The organism is Sedimenticola hydrogenitrophicus (assembly GCF_029017505.1).
Taxonomy (GTDB): domain Bacteria; phylum Pseudomonadota; class Gammaproteobacteria; order Chromatiales; family Chromatiaceae; genus Sedimenticola; species Sedimenticola hydrogenitrophicus_A.
In genome coordinates this window covers 1-14,523 of record NZ_JAQGEI010000029.1, presented here as the reverse complement: position 1 = coordinate 14,523, position 14,523 = coordinate 1, and the positions used below count along the sequence as shown (strand labels likewise).

Sequence of the window (14,523 nt, the reverse complement as noted above, 5' to 3'; positions counted from 1 at the left end):
GCCAATCGGGGCTAGCGCTCCACTTTGATGCCATCGATCACCCGCGAGGTACTCTTGCCCAGAATGATATCCACCAGTTTCACCTCGCCGGCCAGATCGCTGCCCACGATCTCCTTGCCGCGATAATCGCTGCCCTTGACCAGCACATCCGGCAGTACCCGTTTGACCAGCTCGTACGGGGTATCCTGATCGAAGATCACCACGTAATCGACAGCTTCCAGCGCCGCCAGCAGATAGGCCCGGTCGTACTCGGGATTGATCGGCCGGTCGGCACCCTTCAGACGCCGCACCGAGGCGTCGGAGTTCACCCCGACCACCAACACATCGCCAAAGGATTTGGCCTTTTCCAGACTCTTGATGTGCCCCAGGTGCAGGATATCGAAACAGCCGTTGGTGAATACGATCCGTTTATCCTGACGCTTCAGATAGCCGACAATGCGCTCGATACTGTCGAAGTTCTTGATATGGGCGTCGCTGGCGGCCTTGTGCAGTGACGACTCGTACTCTTCAATCTCATCCAGGGTGGCGGTGGCACTGCCTAGCTTGCCCACCACCACGGCGGCGGCCGAATTGGCAAAGTGCGCAGCCGTCTCGATATCCCTTCCGCAGGCCAGGGCGAAACCCAGCGCGGCCAGTACCGTATCGCCGGCACCGGTCACGTCGTAGACCTCTTTCGCGTGGGTGGTGATGCGCTGCATGGTCTCGCCGAAGATCGCCATGCCATCCTCGGACAGGGTGATGATGGCGTAGCTGAGGTTACACAGCCGTTTCAGGGCGAAACCCATGGATTCGAGATTCTCATCCTCCCTGCCGATGGGGATGGCGGTGGCCAGCGCGGCCTCTTTCCGATTCGGCGTAATCAGGTAGGCCCCCTGGTACCTGCTGTAATCGCTCCCCTTGGGGTCCACCAGTACACGCTTTCCCTGGTTGTTGCAAAGCGCGATCAGCCGGGGAACCAGCGTCTCGGTCAACACCCCTTTGGCGTAATCCGACAACAACACCAGATCCACCGCCGGCAGCAACCGCTCCACGGCCTGCAAGATCTGTTGTTCATGCTCCGGACTGATATCGACCCGGCACTCGCTGTCGAAACGCACCACCTGCTGATGCGAGGCAACCACCCGACTCTTCTTGCTGGTCTTGCGTCGCGGATCCAGCAGCAGGTGCTCAGTATTGACACCCAGGTCGCGCATCATGGTGACCAGCTGCCGGCCCGCCTCGTCACCGCCGATCACCCCGGCCACGGAGACCCGGGATCCGAGCGCGACCAGATTATTGACCACATTGCCGGCGCCACCCAGCAGCGCGCGCTCCTCGGTGACATCCACCACCTGCACCGGAGCCTCCGGGGAAATTCGCGAACACTCACCCCAGAGATAGTGATCAATCATCAGGTCGCCCACGACCAGAATATGCAGGGGTGTCGTTGTCTCTGTTTCCATGCTCGTCGCTTTATCGGGCCAAGCGGTGACGGCAACAGGGTAAGCCCAATCTATCCCCATGCCCTGAATCAAAAAAAGGCTGTGTTCAGCAGCCTTTATTCAGAGAGGATCACCCCTTCATCGAGGTGAAGAACTCCTCGTTGGTCTTGGTATCCTTGAGCTTGTCGAACAGGAACTCCATCGCCGCCAGTTCATCCATCGGGTGCAGGATCTTGCGCAGGATCCACATCTTCTGCAACGCGTCGGGCTTCATCAGCAGGTCCTCGCGGCGGGTGCCGGAGCGGTTGATGTTGATGGCCGGGAAGATGCGCTTCTCGGCAATCCGCCGGTCCAGGTGGATCTCCATGTTGCCGGTGCCCTTGAACTCTTCATAGATCACGTCATCCATACGCGAGCCGGTCTCCACCAGGGCGGTGGCGATAATGGTCAGGCTGCCGCCCTCCTCCACATTACGCGCCGCGCCGAAGAAGCGCTTGGGACGATGCAGGGCGTTGGCATCCACACCACCGGTCAACACCTTGCCCGATGACGGGATCACGGTGTTGTAGGCGCGCGCCAGGCGGGTGATGGAGTCGAGCAGGATCACCACGTCCTTCTTGTGTTCGACCAGGCGCTTGGCCTTCTCGATCACCATCTCGGCCACCTGGACGTGGCGTGCCGCCGGCTCGTCGAAGGTGGAGGAGATGACCTCGCCGCGTACCGAACGGGCCATCTCGGTAACCTCCTCCGGGCGCTCGTCGATCAGCAGCACAATCAGCTGCGCCTCGGGATGGTTATAGGCGATGGACTGGGCGATATTCTGCATCAGCATGGTCTTGCCCGCCTTGGGCGGGGAGACGATCAGGCCGCGCTGGCCCTTGCCGATCGGCGCACAGAGCTCGATGGTGCGCGCGGTGATGTCCTCGGTACTGCCGTTCCCCTTCTCCAGGTTGAACTTCACATTGGCAAACAGCGGCGTGAAGTTCTCGAACAGGATCTTGTTTTTGGCGTTTTCCGGCTTGTCGTAGTTGATCTCGCTGACCTTGAGCAGGGCGAAATAGCGCTCGCTCTCCTTGGGGGGGCGGATCTTGCCGGAGATGGTATCCCCGGTGCGCAGGTTGAAGCGCCGGATCTGGCTGGGCGAGACATAGATGTCATCCGGGCCCGCCAGGTAGGAGCTGTCCGCGGCACGCAGAAAACCAAAGCCGTCCTGGAGGATTTCCAGTACACCATCCCCATGAATATCCTCGCCTTTTTTGGCGTGGGCCTTGAGAATGGCAAAGATCAGATCCTGTTTACGGGATCGTGCCATACCCTCCAGCTTCATGGATTGGGCGAGTTCGACCAGTTCTGTGACCGGCATCTTTTTAAGTTCGGTGAGATTCATGATGTTATGCGTGATTGAAAAAAGAACGGAACGGGCTTTGGGTTCCCGTCTGGAACAGAGTTATTGGAAAATCGCTCTGGGGTGATTGGTTTCTTGGTATTAGCACTCACGGGAGGGCTAGTAAGCGAATTCTAGCACCATCCCGGAGTACGTCCAGTATTAATTGCGTTTTGGTCTGTTTCAGAGATTGCTGTCGATGAACGCGATCAGCTGGGATTTGGAGACGGCACCGACCTTGGTGGCCTCTACTTCGCCGTCCTTGAACAACATCAGGGTCGGGATACCGCGAATGCCGTAGCGCGGAGGGGTATTGGGATTCTCATCAATATTCAGCTTGGCGACCCTGATCTTGCCGGCATACTCACCGGAGATCTCATCCAGTACCGGCGCAATCATCTTGCAGGGACCGCACCACTCAGCCCAGTAATCCACCAGCACGGGCAGATCTGACTTCAGTACTTCCGCCTCAAAACTATCGTCGGTCACATGAACAATCTGTTCACTCACTAGCATTCTCCACAAAATTCAGTTGGGATATCGCACCACATGGTACGGGGCTGTACCGGTGCTTAGGGCTCGCGCAAAAATAAGTTCCGGTATTCGGTCGCCACTGGACCCCTCCGACGGCGTTACGCTTTTTGGCAAGGGAACAGCCATTGCCGGCAAAGCTTGCCTTGCCGGCGTGGCCCAGTAACGCCCTCGGTACTGCGAAATTATTCTTGCGCGAGCCCTTATCGTTGCATCCGGGATCTGTTGTTGTTTGAATCTCCAAAACCAGGGATCTATTTGATCCCAATATTTTCACCATTTCAAGTCCAAACATGCAGTAAATTGCTGTATCCTAGCGCACCATGACAGACAAACACCTCACGGATATCCGTTTCAACAGCTTCGGGCTGTGTAAAGAACTCGCACAAGGCATTGAAGACACTGGCTTTTCCTTCTGCACCCCCATCCAGGCCGAAACCCTGCCCATCGCCCTGAAGGGACAGGATGTGGCCGGGCAGGCGCAGACCGGCACCGGCAAGACCGCCGCCTTCCTGCTGGCGACCTACCAGCACCTGCTCAGCAACCCGGCAGCGGAGGAGCGGCGGAAAAACCAGCCCCGGGCACTGATCGTCGCCCCGACCCGCGAACTGGCGGTACAGATCCATAAGGACGCCGAGGTGCTGGGCAAGCACACCGGCCTCACCCTGGGCCTGGTGTTCGGCGGCACCGCCTACGAGCAGCAGCGCAAACAGCTGGAGGACGGGGTCGATATCCTGATCGGCACCCCCGGCCGCCTGATCGACTACCTGAAACAGCACGTCTATGACCTGCAGGCGATCCAGGTGGTGGTCATGGACGAGGCCGACCGCATGTTTGATCTCGGCTTCATCAAGGACATCCGCTTCATGTTGCGGCGCTGTCCGCCGCCACAGCAGCGGCTCGGCCTGCTGTTCTCAGCCACCCTCTCGTTCCGGGTGCTGGAGCTGGCCTACGAACACATGAACAACCCGACCACGGTCAAGATCGAGACCGACAAGGTGACCGCCGACAAGGTCAAGCAGGTCTGCTACATGACCGCCAACGACGAGAAGATCTCGCTGCTGATCGGCCTGCTGAAGCAAATGGACGCCCATCGCACCATCGTCTTCGTCAACACCAAGCGCGGCGCGGACCTGGTCTGGGGCTACCTGGAGGGCAACGGCATCGGTGCCGCGGTGATCTCCGGCGACGTGCCGCAGAAAAAGCGCATGAGGCTGTTGAGCGATTTCCAGGAGGGCCGGCTCCCGGTACTGGTGGCCACCGACGTGGCCGCCCGCGGCCTGCACATCCCGGACGTCTCCCACGTGTTCAACTTCGACCTGCCCGATGACGCCGAGGATTACGTGCACCGCATCGGCCGCACCGCCCGCGCCGGGGCCAGCGGCGACGCCATCAGCTTCGCCTGCGAGACCCACGCCTTCGCCCTGCCGGACATCGAGGCCTTCATCGGCCATCGCATCCCGATGGAGCCGGTGACCAGCGAACTGCTGTTCAAGATCGACCCCAGGAGCCGGATCATACCGGACCGTCCGGAACGGGACAGGGACCGGCGCCGCAGCGGCGGAAAGAAACCGGGGCACAAACCGGCCGCGGCCGCCAAGGCCCCGGAGGGCAGCAGCGAGGCGCCGAAGAAGAAGCGCCGGCGGAGAAAACCGAAGCAGGCCAGCACCACGGACTAGCCGCATGGAGCTGGCCGTCGCCAACAAGTGCAGCCGCTGCACCAACTCCAACTGCTGCACCTACACCACCGAGGCGCTGGGCGCGGCGCCGCGCTCCAAGGCCGACTTCGACCATCTGCTGTGGCAGGTCTCCCACCAGGGCGTGGAAATCTACAAGGATGAGGGCGACTGGTACCTGATGATCCTGGGCCGCTGCGAGCACCTGCAGCCGGGTGGCGCCTGCGGCATCTATGAGCAGCGGCCGCAGATCTGCCGCGACTACGACAACCACTGGTGTGAGTATGACGCCCCCGCCGAGGAGGGTTTCGAGCTGCACTTCCGCAACTACGCCGAACTGCTCGGCTACTGCCGGAAGCGCTTCAAGAGCTGGGACAAACGCTGAGTCCGCCGCGCGGATGGTAGATGCGCTACCGCTTACCCACCCCTCGGTCGGGCGATTTTTCGCAGGATTCAGGGTGGGTTACGGCGCGCGCATGGCGCAACACAAACGGCCATCCCCTGCACCAGGCGCGCCTGTCTGATGGGTTACGTCGTACCTCCTCCACCCATCCGGCAGCCCTCCACCAGACGCACCTGCCCTGTCCGCTAGCGCGGCAGGATGGCGGAAAAATCGTCGATCGCCATAAACCCCTCCGCCTCGCGCGACGGGCCGCGGGTATCGGGCTTCAGCACCCGCAGCAGAAAGCCGATCCCGTAATCCCGCGCCGACTCCAGCACCGGCAGGCTGTCATCAACGAACAGGGTACGGGCCTTGTCGAACGGCTCGATCCGCTGGAGCCGACCCCAGAATGCCCGGTGCTCCTTGGGCAGGCCGAGGTCATGGGCGCAGATCACCGCATCGAAATGGCCCCGCAGGCGGGTGCGCTCCATCTTCAGCGCCAGTGCCTTCTGGTGGGCATTGGTGACCAGGACAATTCGCTTGCCCAGGGCGCGTGCCGCATCGAGAAAATCCACCACGTGGGGATGCACGGCGATCAGGTGATCCACCTCGGCCTTCAACAGGGCGATATCCAGCCCCAGCTCGCGACTCCAGTGGTCGACGCAGTACCACTCCAGGGTGCCCTCAACGCTGCGATAGCGATCCCCCAGCTCCTCCCGGGCCTGGCTCAGGGGACAACCCCGGCGCTCGGCGTAGCGCCGCGGGACGTGCTCCAGCCAGAAATAGTTGTCGAAATGGAGGTCCAGCAGGGTGCCGTCCATATCCAGCAGAATGGTGTCTATGTGGTTCCAGTCGATCATTGAATTAAGTTACAGTGGAACAAGACCGGATAGCAACAGAAGAACACAGTATGCCCAAACCGCCCCGCATCAGAGACCGCCGCACCCTCAATGAAACCGGCATCTTTCATATCGAAGAGATCGACCTGGAGTTCGCCAACGGCCAGCGGCGCACCTACCAGCGGGTGGTGGGCTCGGACGAGGGGGCGGTGTTGGTGGTGCCGATGCTGGATGCCGACACCCTGCTGCTGATCCGCGAATACGCCGCGGGGGTCAATCGTTATGAACTGGCCTTCCCGAAGGGCCATATCGAACCGGGCGAAGACCCGCTCGCCGCGGGCAACCGGGAACTGCGGGAGGAGACCGGCTATGCGGCCCGGCAGCTGGAGCTGCTCAGCTCGGTCAGCGTGGCCCCGGGCTATATCTACCACACCACCCATATCGTGCTGGCGCGGGAGCTCTATCCGCAACCCCTGCCGGGCGACGAACCGGAACCGATCGAGGTGGTGGAGTGGCGACTGGCCGCGTTCGACGAACTGCTGGCGCAGGAGGATTTCACCGAGGCCCGCTCGCAACTGGCCCTGTACCTGGCGCGAGACCGGCTGCAACAAGAGCGATGACACCACGGAGGTAAGGGGCCGGAGTTTTGTAGGGTGGATAAGCGACAGCGCATGCCATCCTCAGGTCCGTAAACGGTACATCCATGTACCACTCCTCACCGTGGCGCTGGTGGATGCGCCTACCGGCTTATCCACCCTACATCCTATGCCATCCCCAGGTCCGTAAACTGCACCTCTTCGTACCACTCCTCACCCTACATATACCAGCACCTGTGGAGTGGCTTTGCCGCGAAAAACTTCGCGCCGGAGGCGCTCCTACAGACTCACCCCAGCACGGCAAACTTAGGACCCTGCCGGACTTAACGACAAAACGCCCGCAGGTAGTCAGCCTGCTGGCGACGCTGGCGGCGCAGCCGTTCGCCCCTTGACGGCTTGTAGCCGTGGCGCAGTTCCGCCTCGATCTGCTCGACACGCTGTTTCGCCCGCCAGCACGCCTGCTCCTGCCGGCGCGCCTCCCGGGTGGCCCGGGACAGCGCCGCCTGATCGCCGGCCCCCGACTTGGACGGGCGCCTATTTCGGCGGGGCAGCTGCCCAGGGGGGCTCGCCACCCATTCGGTGGTGCGGACATCCAGCTCGACCGCCTCGCCCTGAGGGCAGGCGATCTGCTGAAAAATCACCCCGCCGCTGCCGTCCGGACAGCGGAACACCCCGGCCACCAGCGCCGTGGGGCCCAGCAGACCGATGAAAAGTATGATCCAGATCCCCGCCAAATGGGCCCTGCCGCGCGCTTTGAGGCCATCCCGCCCCGACTGATCTCTCATCCGTGAAACTCCTTACTATATTGTTGTCACACACTGTCACTGGCACAAACCGCCACTCCGGGTATTATGTACATGGACAAACTCAAGCCCAGCTGCGGATGGTCGACAGTTGAGGGACGCTGAATCCGTAATTATCACGTTGACGGAGCACTCGCATGCCCAAGACGCCTCCCAACCCGTCGTTCTCTGACCTGGCCTTCATCAATCGCCAGCTCAGGCAACGGCTGGACAGTCTCACCCGCGAGGCACACCACAACGAGGAGGTGTTGAAGCGGTTCCATGACCGCGAACTGACCCTGCTGGCCACCGAATCCCTGCCGCAACTGCTCGACTGCCTGACCGATGGCATGAAGTCCTCCTTCGACCTGCCCGTCATCCAGCTGATACTGCATGATCCGGACCACGAACTGCGGCACCTGCTGCTGCATTCCGGGATCGAGCCGGACCGCCTCAGCGATATCCGTTTCGTCGATGAGATCACCACCTTCTCGCCCAGGCATGCCCGTTACAAGGCGCCCTGGCTCGGCGCCTATCTGGCACAGGAGCACGCCCCCCTGTTTCCGACGGCCGGCGACCTGCGCAGCATCGCCATCCTGCCCATGATCCGGCGCGGGCGGCTGGTCGGCTTCATCGGCCTGGGCAGCCACGACCCCGAGCGCTTTACCCGCCGGCACGCCAGCGACTTCCTCAACCGCCTGGCCACCATCAGCGCCATCTGCCTGGAGAACACCGCCAACCGCGAACATCTGGTGATCGCCGGACTCACCGACGCCCTCACCGGGCTGCACAACCGCCGCTACCTGGAACGCCGCCTCGAAGAGGAGGTGACCCGGGCGTTGCGTTACCAGTACCCGTTGAGCTGCCTGTTTATCGATGCCGACCATTTCAAGCAGATCAATGACCGGCATGGCCACGGTGCCGGCGACCGCGTGCTGCGCGAGCTGGCACTCAGGGTCAAGGAGTGCCTGCGCCTGTCCGATATCGCCATCCGCTTCGGCGGCGAAGAGTTCACCCTGCTGCTGCCGCAGACCGGTGCCGCCGAGGCAGGCAACCTGGCGGAACGCATCCGCGACAGGATCCAGGCCAAGCCGGTCGCCCTGCATGGCGGGGAAACGGTTGCTGTCACGATCTCCATCGGGGTGGCCGCGCTGCGGCCCGACGACGACGGCGACAGCCAGGCGATCGGCCAGCGGCTGCTTGACGACGCCGACCGCGCGCTCTATGCCGCCAAGTCATCCGGGCGTAACCGGGTACAACTGGCGAGCCCCGCCAGCATGCCGGAAAAACATCACGAGATAACTGAAATAAACGACTGACCTGCTGTAGGGGTTATCTGAAATCGAGGCGCGGAAGCATCCTGGGTATCGTATTTAATTCAACCTGATTACCCATCTAACTCAGCTCGTAGGTTGGGGTGAGCCCGCGAACCCCAACGGGGTTTCATGCGTGGGCGCGATGATGTTGGGGTTCGTTCCTCACCCCAACCTACGAAACTGGTTAACACCTGCAAACACCGGGAACAGCCTGCAGGGTGGATAAGCGAAGCGCATCCACCGCTGCAATGGTGGATGCGCCTACCGGCTTATCCACCCTACGGCAATTGAGGGAACATGTCTTTGCAGGAGTGGATTTATCCGCGAATTTAACGGCAATGGCGGGGTGTCACTTTTTATTCTTAAGCAGGGATCCCAGGTCGGCAAACGGATTGTAGGTCGTGGTTTTGTTCCCGGTGTCGGAGGCGGCATCGCCATACTCCGCATCGATATAGCGCGAGTGCTCGTTGTCATGACAATAGAGGCACAGCAGCTCCCAGTTGCTGCCATCCGGCGGGTTGTTGTCGTGGTTGTGATCCCGGTGGTGCACCGTCAGCTCATGCAGATTTGCCCGGGTGAACTCGCGCGCGCAGCGCCCGCACACCCAGGGGTACAACTTCAGCGCCTGTTCGCGATAGCCTTTCTCGCGCGCTTCACGCGCCCGGCGGGCCTCGGTAACCACCCGATCGAGTCTATCCTTGGAATGTTCTGCTGCCATGATTGCACCCGGCTGTCAGCCTGTTACCCCTTTTTAGCACAGGCGAGCAGATTCATGAAGGCCTCCGGCTCCAGCGGCGGACCGAAGTAACCACCCTGGACCTGCCCGCAACCGTACTCCCGCAGGCGGCGTTCCTGGCAGCGCCTCTCCACCCCCGCCGCGGCAACGGTCATCTCCAGCCCCTGTCCCAGTCCGAGCACGGCACGGACCATCGCCATACCCGCCGCCGCGGGGGAACAGTCCGCGATCAGCGAGTGGTCGAGCTTGAGCTTGCCCACCGGCAGCCGGTTCAGGGTGGCGAGCGCGCACTGGCCGGCGCCGAATCCGTCGATGGCGAGGCGCACGCCCAGGGCATGCAGCGCATCCAGTTCATCCAGGTCCTGTCGGCTGGTGCGCATGAGATCCCGTTCGGCAAGCGCCAGCTCCAGGCACCCGGGCGGCAGACCGGTTTCCGCCAATAGCCGGGAGACGGTCGCCACGATATCGCCGCGATGCAACGCTCGTTGACCCACTTTACCCGCCCGCCGGGCAGCAGCAGACGATGCACGATGTCATAGGGTTGGCGTGTCTTCAGCGAGGTGGCGAAGGCCGCCTCCGCGTGGGCACGGTCATCCGGGTGAACAAGGGCGAGAAATGCCGCATAGGAGGCACCAAAGTGTTTCGGATCCAGCTCCCAGCTGCCCAGACGGGCGATCCGCTGCGCCTCGTTGAGCCGCGCCTCGTTGAGCCGCGCCTCGCTGGCCCGCAGGCGGTGCTCGGCACCGTACACCCCTTGACGCCGCACCGTCTCGAACAGGGCGGAGTGCACCGGCCAGGGCTGAACGGGGTCAGCGCCGCCATCTCGGCGGTGAGGATACGCAGCCGCGGCGGCGCCGGATCCAGCGCGACGAGCGCCTGCAACAGATAGCCGCTGCCGTGGCCGGGCTGAAAATCGGGTATCGTCTCGCCGTCGTAGGGATGGCGTCCGCCGGCGTAGGGCTTGAACCAGGAGTAGCGGACGTGTTCGTTGATCAGTCCCTGGTCCAGCGGGGACACCTGACCGCTGTCGCCGTCGTAGAAGCTGCCCGGTGTTTGTGATCGGACATCCACAAAGGAGAATATAGGAGATTACTCAGTATTTATGGCATTGCCGTCCAGCCTGTCGTGGTCTTGCGCGGGTCCTTAGCCTCGGCCTTGACGCAGGCAAACCCAGCCCCGACAATAGCCATGCTTTAGAAATGGGATTTCAGTCAAAGGAGCCGGGTGTGAATCCCGGGCGGGCCCGCCGCTGTAATCGGGGACCAACGCTGCAGGTCACAACGACCGGCCACTGGTGGAGTCGACTCCGCTGGGAAGGCGCAGCCGAGGGACGATCCGAAAGCCAGAAGACTTGCTGAACATCCCGACAACCGGACCTGATGGTAAGGGTTCCGGCGCACGCCCATGGGCGTGTGCCGGAACCTTTTTTTATGCCCGTGATTCAGTTTCCATGTCTGAACGCCGTCACCAGGACGGCAACAACCCAGGAGTCGTTTGGATGAACAGGAAACCACAACCGGAAGCGTCGGTGATTGCGCTTCGCAAAAGCTGCCGCGCCGATGGCGTGGGCCTCTCCCACTACATCCTGATGGATAAACAGGCGCTGACGGAGAGTGGGCCGCATCCCCACGCAGCGACGGCCAGCGTCATGGCCTCCCGCAAAAGCTGCCGCGCCGACGGCGTCGGCCTCTCCCATTACATCCTGATGGATAAAAAGCGCCTCGGGGAGGGGGATGAATGAGCGGGACAACCGACTTCCATGCCCCCTCCCGGGGCAACTACCTGAACAGCGGCAACGGCGCCCCGCTGGTACCGATCGATATCGGCCACACCGACTACCTGGCGATGCTCAATCCGGAGACCGCCTTCTGGGCGCTGGTGCACAAAGAGCGACTGGCGGACGTCATCGCCGACGGCGAACTGGCCGCGGCCTACCGGGATCAGGCCGCCGCCATGGCCGAGGAGATGCGCATGCTGCGCTTCGGCCTCAAACCCTCGGCGGTCTATGTCAATCCCACCGAGCTCTGTAACCTGGACTGCACCTACTGCTATATCCCGGGGGAGATGCGCAAACACGGCCAGCAGATGAGCAGCGAGCGATTGATCGAGGCCCTGGCCCGCCTCAAGGAGCACTTCGCCGGCACGCTCGACGACGGCCGCCAGCCGCAGATCATTTTTCATGGCGCCGAACCACTGATGAACAAGAAGGCGCTGTTCGCCGCCATCGATGCGTTCGACGGCGACTTCCGGTTCGGGGTCCAGACCAACGGCACCAAACTGGACAGCAAGGCCATCGACTTCCTCACCGCCCGCGGGGTGAGTATCGGCCTCTCCCTGGACGGCCCGCTGGCGGCCATTACCGACCGCACCCGTCTCACCTGGACCGGCAAGAGCGTCCACAACCAGGTACTGGCGGCGATGGAAGCGCTGCGCGGCTACCCCCACTACAGCGTCATCGCCACCGCCACCACCGAAAACCTGGTCAACCTGACCCGGATGGTGGAGCTGTTTCATGACTACGAGGTGCCCACCTGCATGCTCAATCAGGTGCGCTGCACCCTCGCCGGCGCGCGCCAGGTGCGCCCCGATGACGCCGCGCTGGCCCGGCACTTCCTGGCGGCACTGGAGCGCAGCCACCAGCTCTGCCAAGCGACGGGGCGCAAACTGGTGGTCGCCAACTTCGCCAATATCCTGCTGTCGATCCTGGCGCCCACCGCGCGCCGGCTGATGTGCGACATTTCCCCCTGTGGTGGCGGACGCGCCTTCTTCGCCCTGGCACCCGGCGGTGACCTGTTTCCGTGCAGCGAATTCATCGGGCTGGAGGCGTTCAACGGCGGCAACCTGTTCCGCGACCCGATACAGACGGTGCTGGAGAGCGAGGCCTTCCGCAAGGTCACCGAGCGCAACGTCGACCACTTCCAGCCCTGCCGCGACTGCGCCATCCGCCATTTCTGCGGCTCGCCCTGCCCCGCCGAAGCCTGGGAGATGAACGGTGGGCAGGACCGCACCGGCGCCTTCTGTGAATTCTACGAGGAGCAGGTGCGCTACGCCTTCCGCCTGATCGCCGACGGCCAGGCCGACGATTTCCTCTGGGACGGCTGGGATCGCGGCACGGAGACCACCATCGACTTGTGCCTATAACCGGGACATGTGCGGCCGAACTCACCATCGCCCGATCCCTGGCGACGTGCCGGGCAGGAGCGCTGCCGGGGTCACCAGTCCAGCGAACCGATTGCAGTCATGATGGAGGAAAAGCGCCAACGGCCCGCGATGTAATAGGGCCGTTTTTTGTGAATGTTCACGGTCGGCTGCCGCGCCTCGTTGAGAACGACCCCAGTGTCTCGTCGATGGGAAAATCGGTCACGATCACCGGAATACGCACGACCGGAACAACTCCAGGACACCCATCATTCTTTTTATTGTGGGTAAGCTATTTTGATTGCTCAATACGCATGGTCCTGCTGCGCTTGACGTTGCGTTAACCCGCCGACCCTAGCGCAGCGGAGGTTGGTCGGATTGAACGCATGGTTCGGCTCTTGACATCGGCCCCACGAAACACCAATATGACACCATATTGGTTTCGATGGACCTGCCCATGCCAACTTCCATTACACTGAAGAACGTTCCCGAAGATATTTACGCCCGGTTGCGTGAAGTTGCTAAATCTCACCACCGCAGCATCAACAATGAGGCCATCGCTTGCCTTGAGCGGGTTCTCTTGCCCTCTCGAGTGCCCGCCTCCGAACACCTGGCTCGTGCCCGAGCCCTCCGGGGAAGCCTCAAGGACCGGAGGTTCAGTGCCAAAGACATTGCCCAAGCTATTGAACAGGGCCGCCCATGATCGTTGTTGATACGAACGTAATCGCTTATCTCTACCTTCCAACAGAGTTCACCCAGAAAGCCGAGGAACTCCTGGTTCATGATTCTGAATGGGCCGCACCCGTTCTTTGGCGAAGTGAGTTACGAAACGTGCTCGCCTTGTACCTTCGCAAGAAACTTCTGGACTTCGACGAGGCCTTCGCGATACAGACTGAAGCTGAGGCTCTTCTATCGGACCGTGAATACGAGGTGAACAGCTTTGACGTCCTGCACCTCGCTATTGATTCCGGCTGCTCCGCTTACGATTGTGAATTTGTGTCATTAGCCACACGCCTTTCGGTCCCTCTCGTCACTACAGACAAGAAAATACTTGCTGCTTTCCCGTCTATTGCCGTTTCTCTTTCTTCTTAATCCTTAGCGAGTATCTGCCCTCGACCTTTTTCCTGGCGAACGCCTGAATTAAGCCGAGCCGCGAAGCGGCGTCGGCTTGAATGAACTGTTAGGCCTCATTGGCAGGCCACCTCAATTGCGGGCTCGTACTTCCCTAACAGGGAAAGTACGACAGAGTTGTCAGCGTAGCGCTTCTTGAGTTCGGCAAGCCGCCGATCTGTGCCCGAGCAGTAAATCTCAACATTTGTTTGGGGTCATCCATTTGTTTGCAATTTTGTTTGGGGTCAGATCAAAAACTATATTATGCGATTTGGTCCAATCGTCATGAGTCAGTCGATACAATCGAACCGTCTTTCCATGAAACGCGACCTCCTGGAATTGACAGAATCCGGCCTTTTCAGCGACTCGCAATGACGCAACGTGTTCAGGCTCGATAATGACCACGACGGAATCGCACGCCCTAGTTCCAAATGCATAGGCGAGAGCCGCAAGCGCCGACTCAGTGGCGAGACCTTTCCCCCAGCACCGCTGCGCCAACCGATATCCGAGATTGATCTCTTCCACATCGCCGACCCGCTCCGGGCCTACCCCGCAGAAACCAATAAGGGTGGACGTTTCCTTTTCGATAAGAGCCCATGGACCAACACCATG

General features: G+C 61.5%; 16 protein-coding genes, 1 pseudogene and 1 riboswitch. Of the genes and pseudogenes, 8 read left to right on the top strand and 9 right to left on the bottom strand.

What is annotated here, in order from left to right:
• Positions 1–11: 11 nt before the first annotated feature.
• From rfaE1 to trxA, 3 genes are all read right to left on the bottom strand, one after another.
• Positions 12–1,442, bottom strand: a complete 1,431-nt coding sequence (rfaE1, locus tag O9K64_RS16715) for a D-glycero-beta-D-manno-heptose-7-phosphate kinase (protein WP_275099242.1) — start codon at positions 1,440–1,442, stop codon at positions 12–14.
• Positions 1,443–1,551: 109 nt separating this feature from the next.
• Positions 1,552–2,808 (bottom strand): transcription termination factor Rho, encoded by a 1,257-nt coding sequence (gene rho, locus O9K64_RS16710; RefSeq protein WP_275099240.1) that lies wholly within the window; start codon positions 2,806–2,808, stop codon positions 1,552–1,554.
• Positions 2,809–2,988: 180 nt separating this feature from the next.
• Positions 2,989–3,321, bottom strand: a complete 333-nt coding sequence (gene trxA, locus O9K64_RS16705; protein ID WP_305793174.1) for a thioredoxin TrxA — start codon at positions 3,319–3,321, stop codon at positions 2,989–2,991.
• Positions 3,322–3,659: 338 nt separating this feature from the next.
• Here trxA and rhlB point away from each other — a divergent pair, with 338 nt between their 5' ends.
• Positions 3,660–5,015 carry an ATP-dependent RNA helicase RhlB gene (gene rhlB, locus O9K64_RS16700; RefSeq protein ID WP_275099238.1) on the top strand — a complete coding sequence of 452 codons (1,356 nt, stop codon included), beginning with the start codon at positions 3,660–3,662 and terminating at the stop codon, positions 5,013–5,015.
• A 4-nt stretch (positions 5,016–5,019) separates the two neighbouring features.
• On the top strand, positions 5,020–5,397 hold the full coding sequence (locus O9K64_RS16695; protein ID WP_275099237.1) for a YkgJ family cysteine cluster protein: 378 nt from the start codon (positions 5,020–5,022) through the stop codon (positions 5,395–5,397).
• 203 nt (positions 5,398–5,600) lie between these two features.
• Here the strand turns inward: O9K64_RS16695 and yrfG are convergent, their stop codons facing one another.
• Positions 5,601–6,254 carry a GMP/IMP nucleotidase gene (gene yrfG, locus O9K64_RS16690; RefSeq protein WP_275099236.1) on the bottom strand — a complete coding sequence of 218 codons (654 nt, stop codon included), beginning with the start codon at positions 6,252–6,254 and terminating at the stop codon, positions 5,601–5,603.
• Positions 6,255–6,304: 50 nt separating this feature from the next.
• On the opposite strand from yrfG, the gene nudE reads away from it, so the two are divergent.
• Entirely contained in the window at positions 6,305–6,853 is a 549-nt protein-coding gene (gene nudE / locus O9K64_RS16685) for an ADP compounds hydrolase NudE (protein ID WP_275099235.1), read from the top strand.
• A gap of 299 nt (positions 6,854–7,152) precedes the next feature.
• Here nudE and O9K64_RS16680 read toward each other — a convergent pair whose 3' ends face one another.
• Positions 7,153–7,614 carry a hypothetical protein gene (locus O9K64_RS16680; RefSeq protein ID WP_275099234.1) on the bottom strand — a complete coding sequence of 154 codons (462 nt, stop codon included), beginning with the start codon at positions 7,612–7,614 and terminating at the stop codon, positions 7,153–7,155.
• A gap of 155 nt (positions 7,615–7,769) precedes the next feature.
• On the opposite strand from O9K64_RS16680, the gene O9K64_RS16675 reads away from it, so the two are divergent.
• Positions 7,770–8,930, top strand: coding sequence for a sensor domain-containing diguanylate cyclase (locus O9K64_RS16675; protein WP_275099233.1), 1,161 nt, complete (start codon positions 7,770–7,772; stop codon positions 8,928–8,930).
• Positions 8,931–9,276: 346 nt separating this feature from the next.
• On the opposite strand, the gene O9K64_RS16670 is transcribed toward O9K64_RS16675, so the two are convergent.
• From O9K64_RS16670 to O9K64_RS23810, 3 genes and pseudogenes are all read right to left on the bottom strand, one after another.
• Complete coding sequence (locus O9K64_RS16670; protein ID WP_275099232.1) at positions 9,277–9,645, bottom strand: YajD family HNH nuclease; 369 nt, start codon at positions 9,643–9,645, stop codon at positions 9,277–9,279.
• 23 nt (positions 9,646–9,668) lie between these two features.
• A complete protein-coding gene (locus O9K64_RS16665; RefSeq protein ID WP_275099231.1) occupies positions 9,669–10,157 on the bottom strand; it encodes an EAL domain-containing protein in 489 nt (162 codons plus the stop codon).
• A 32-nt stretch (positions 10,158–10,189) separates the two neighbouring features.
• Positions 10,190–10,414: pseudogene (locus tag O9K64_RS23810) on the bottom strand (hypothetical protein); the annotation flags it as partial.
• 440 nt (positions 10,415–10,854) lie between these two features.
• Positions 10,855–11,037, top strand: a riboswitch (cobalamin riboswitch).
• A 124-nt stretch (positions 11,038–11,161) separates the two neighbouring features.
• On the opposite strand from O9K64_RS23810, the gene cbpA reads away from it, so the two are divergent.
• The 4 genes from cbpA to O9K64_RS16640 all read left to right on the top strand — a co-directional run bounded on the left by cbpA (position 11,162) and on the right by O9K64_RS16640 (position 13,893).
• Positions 11,162–11,404 (top strand): modified peptide precursor CbpA, encoded by a 243-nt coding sequence (gene cbpA, locus O9K64_RS16655; protein WP_275099230.1) that lies wholly within the window; start codon positions 11,162–11,164, stop codon positions 11,402–11,404.
• Positions 11,401–12,804, top strand: coding sequence for a peptide-modifying radical SAM enzyme CbpB (gene cbpB / locus O9K64_RS16650; RefSeq protein WP_275099229.1), 1,404 nt, complete (start codon positions 11,401–11,403; stop codon positions 12,802–12,804). The genes cbpA and cbpB overlap by 4 nt, the downstream gene beginning before the upstream one ends.
• A gap of 442 nt (positions 12,805–13,246) precedes the next feature.
• Positions 13,247–13,504, top strand: a complete 258-nt coding sequence (locus O9K64_RS16645) for a FitA-like ribbon-helix-helix domain-containing protein (protein WP_335342311.1) — start codon at positions 13,247–13,249, stop codon at positions 13,502–13,504.
• Positions 13,501–13,893, top strand: coding sequence for a type II toxin-antitoxin system VapC family toxin (locus tag O9K64_RS16640; protein WP_275099226.1), 393 nt, complete (start codon positions 13,501–13,503; stop codon positions 13,891–13,893). Before O9K64_RS16645 ends, O9K64_RS16640 begins: the two co-directional genes overlap by 4 nt.
• A gap of 216 nt (positions 13,894–14,109) precedes the next feature.
• Here O9K64_RS16640 and O9K64_RS16635 read toward each other — a convergent pair.
• Positions 14,110–14,523: GNAT family N-acetyltransferase (locus O9K64_RS16635; protein ID WP_275099225.1), on the bottom strand; the 414-nt coding region annotated here is incomplete at its 5' end.